Genomic DNA, 3,923 nt, shown 5'->3' with positions numbered 1-3,923 from the left:
AAGATTTATTTCTGATGCTTCACATGAATTAAGAACACCTATAACTATACTTAAAGGTTATGCAGAATTGATTTCTAGAAGATATATTAAAAATATGCAAGAAAATGAAAAAAATACTCCTAGAAATGAAATGTTGATAGAAGCTATAAATGCTATTATTAATGAAAGTGATAATATGAATAAATTAATATCATCTTTATTATTTTTATCAAGAAATGAAACGGATGAATATGATAAAAGTAATAGAATATTGATTAGTTCTAGTGATATACTAAATCAAATTAAAAAAGATTATGATTTAATAGATGTATCAAATAAGATTATTATAAATAAAAATGAAAATTTTGATTTTATAACAGATAAAAATTTATTGTTACAATCCATAAGAATAGTAATAGAAAATAGTATAAAATATTCCCCTGTAGGTACGAATATTTACTTATCATCAACTACAGATGAAAATTATGGATATATATCTATACGCGATGAAGGTTATGGTATGGATGGTAAAGAACTTGAAAGAATATTTGATAGATTTTATAGAATAGATGAGTCAAGAAATAAAAATACTGGAGGTCATGGTTTAGGGCTTTCAATATTTAAAAAAATATTAGAAATACAAGGACATAAATTTACTATAGAATCAAAAATAAATATTGGAACAAGAATCACAATAATAATTGAAAAAAATGATGGCGATATCTAGTATATTGCCATTTTTAGAAAGGAAAATAATTGGAAGACTATATATTAATTTTAAATAAACCTAAAAATATTTCTTCATTTTCATATATACAAAAAATTAGAAAAGAGGAAAATATAAAAAAAATAGGGCATGCTGGAACACTAGATCCTTTAGCAGAAGGCATGATGATAGTTATGGCAAATGGAGCTACTAAATTTTCAGACTATTTAATGAAAAAAGATAAAACTTATCTTGTTGAAATGGAATTAGGTTATGAAACAGAGACATTGGATCTTGAAGGAAAAAAAATTAATGAATATAAAGGGGAAATTGAAATTAATATCGAATTACTAAATGAGGTATTAAATAAATATAAAGGTAAAATTAAGCAGATTCCTCCTATGTATTCAGCAATAAAAAAAGATGGAATTAAACTTTATCAATTAGCAAGAAGTGGAGAAAAAATTGAATTAGAATCTAGAAATGTAGAAATATATGATATATATGATGTTGAGTTTAATAATAAAAAAATTAGATTTAGATGTGATGTTAGTAGTGGAACATATATTAGATCTTTAGTTAGGGATATAGGGAGAGAATTAGGATATTTTGCTACAATGACAGAACTTTTTAGAGAAAAAGTGGGTAAATTTTGTAAAAAAGATTTCAATAAAAAAATAACTATAGAAGAGATTTTAGATTATCCAAAACTTGATATAAATGAAAAACTTTATTTAGAATTAAAAAATGGAATGACTAAAATTTTGGATATTAAAGATAAAAAGTATGATTCATTTTCATTTATTAAAGTCTATTGTAATGATAAATTTGTTGGTTTAGTAGAAATTAAGAATAAAATAGGGTATACTTATTATATAAAAAGACATAAATATTTTAAATAAGAGGAGATGTTGTATGAAAGTTAGAAAAGCTATAATACCTGCTGCTGGACTTGGTACAAGAGTTTTGCCGGCAACTAAAGCACAACCTAAAGAAATGTTGTGTATAGTTGATAAACCTGCACTTCAATACCTTGTAGAAGAATTAATAGAAAGTGGCATACAAGAAATTTTGATTATTACTGGTAGAAATAAACAATCTATTGAAAATCATTTTGATCATTCTTATGAATTGGAAGAAATGCTTAAAGCAGCAGGAAAAACTGTGCTTTTAGATGAAGTTCAATATATATCTAATATGACAAATATGTTTTATGTAAGACAAAAACTACCTTTAGGATTAGGACATGCTATCAGTCGTGCAGAGTCATTTGTTGCTAATGAACCATTTTTAGTATTGCTTGGTGATGATATTATATATACTGATAAGGAGAAAGCTGAAATTCCTGTATCTAAACAATTGATAGAAGAGTATAATAAACTTAATGGAGGAAGTATAATAGGAGTTCAAAAAGTAGAAAAAGAAAATGTATCTAAATATGGTATAATAAAACCAGGCGAAAAAATTAATGACAATACTTATGAAATTGTTGATTTTGTAGAAAAGCCTAAAGTGGAAGAGGCTCCAAGTGTTTATGCTGCACTTGGTAGATATATACTAGAACCAGAAATATTTAAATACTTGAAAGAAGAAAAACCTGTTAATGGAGAGATTCAATTAACACCAGCTATATTAAAAATGGCTCAAAATTCAAAAAATAAAATATATTCATTTAATTTCAAAGGGTTAAGATATGATACTGGAGATAAATTTGGAATGTTTAAAGCTAATGTTGAGTTTGGATTAAGACATCCTGAATTAAAAGAAAAAATAAAAGAATATTTAAAAGAGTTGAAAATTAATTTATGATAATAATTGGTGATAAATATACAACTTATGAAATTGATGAAAATATAGAAAAAAAATACAAGATAAGTAAAGAAATATTAATGGAAAATGTTGGTTTTAAATTATTTGAATTTATTGATAAAAGTAAGGATACATATTTAATTGTTGTAGGTTTTGGTAATAATGGAGGAGATGGATATGTATTAGCTCGTCTTTTAAATTCTATTGGTAAAGATGTCGTTATATTTCGAGTTGAAAATTTAAATTATAGTGATCTTTGTGATTTGAATTACAAAAGATGTAAAGCTTTAGGTATTCCTATAATTAATCAAATAGATGAATTGGATTATTATTTAAATAATGTCGACATAGTTGTAGATGCAATTTTTGGTGTTGGAGTTAAAGAAAATATGTCCGATAATATCTTGAAAATTATAAATCTTATAAATGAAGTTAAAATAATAAAAAAATATAAAGTTTATGCTATCGACGTTCCTACTGGATTAAATTCTGAAAGTGGAGAAGTGTTTCAAGATGCTATAATAGCTGATATAACATATACTATCATTACATATAAAAAAGGATTTTTAAATTATAATTCTAAAGAATATACCGGCGATATTATTGTAATTAAAGATGTAATAATACCTAATGATTTATTATTACAGCATAGTGATACTTTTCTTATAGAAGAAACGGATATCTATAATTTAAAAAAATCTAGAAATATAAATTCAAATAAAACTAATTTTGGTAAGTCATTTATAATTTCAGGGAGTGACAAATATATAGGAGCTGCTAAACTTTCAAGTCAAGCTTGTGTAAATGTAGGAAGTGGTTATACATATTTGTATTCTGAATATGAAAATTTGAAAAATTTAGTTTATAATATTCCTGAAATCATATTTACTGATAATATAGAAGAATTAGAAAGTGGTAAAGTATTAGGTATAGGACCTGGTATTACAAATATAGAAATGATAAAATCTATTGTAAATAAATATAAAAACTCAAAAAATATGATCTTAGATGCTGGTGCCTTAGATACAAGTATAGACATAAAAGATAATATAAACACACTTATAACTCCTCACACTGGAGAATTTTCAAGATTATACAATGTTGAAATTGAAGAATTAATTAAAAATTCAGTAGAGTTAGTTAAATATTATGCTAATATAAATAATATAAATATTTTATTAAAAGGTAAGAATACCTATATTAGCGATGGTATAAAAACATATGTTGTAAATACTGGAAATCCATATATGGCAGTAGCTGGAATGGGAGATGTTTTAACTGGAATGGTAACCGGTTTAGTTGCGCAAAATTATTCTATAATTGATGCAGCTACAATAGGGGCATATTTACATGGTTATATAGCTGATGAATTGAAAAAAGAGAACTACATTATAACTCCATCAGAGCTTATAAAAAATATACCGTATTA

General features: G+C 24.7%; 4 protein-coding genes. All 4 read left to right on the top strand.

The annotated features are described in order from the left end of the window. Positions 1 to 706 (top strand): sensor histidine kinase (locus ACWYO2_RS05175; RefSeq protein ID WP_455515419.1); only part of this gene is annotated, 706 nt, incomplete at its 5' end. A gap of 29 nt (positions 707 to 735) precedes the next feature. Beyond that, positions 736 to 1,587, top strand: coding sequence for a tRNA pseudouridine(55) synthase TruB (truB, locus tag ACWYO2_RS05170; protein ID WP_455515418.1), 852 nt, complete (start codon positions 736 to 738; stop codon positions 1,585 to 1,587). A gap of 13 nt (positions 1,588 to 1,600) precedes the next feature. Further along, positions 1,601 to 2,494, top strand: coding sequence for a UTP--glucose-1-phosphate uridylyltransferase GalU (galU, locus tag ACWYO2_RS05165; RefSeq protein ID WP_455515417.1), 894 nt, complete (start codon positions 1,601 to 1,603; stop codon positions 2,492 to 2,494). Next, the coding region (locus ACWYO2_RS05160; RefSeq protein WP_455515416.1) for an NAD(P)H-hydrate dehydratase at positions 2,491 to 3,923 on the top strand (1,433 nt) is incomplete at its 3' end. The genes galU and ACWYO2_RS05160, both read left to right, overlap by 4 nt.

Source organism: Pseudostreptobacillus sp., from assembly GCF_977040545.1.
Note: the sequence above shows the minus strand (reverse complement) of the source record. Positions and strands in the feature narration are given on the sequence as shown.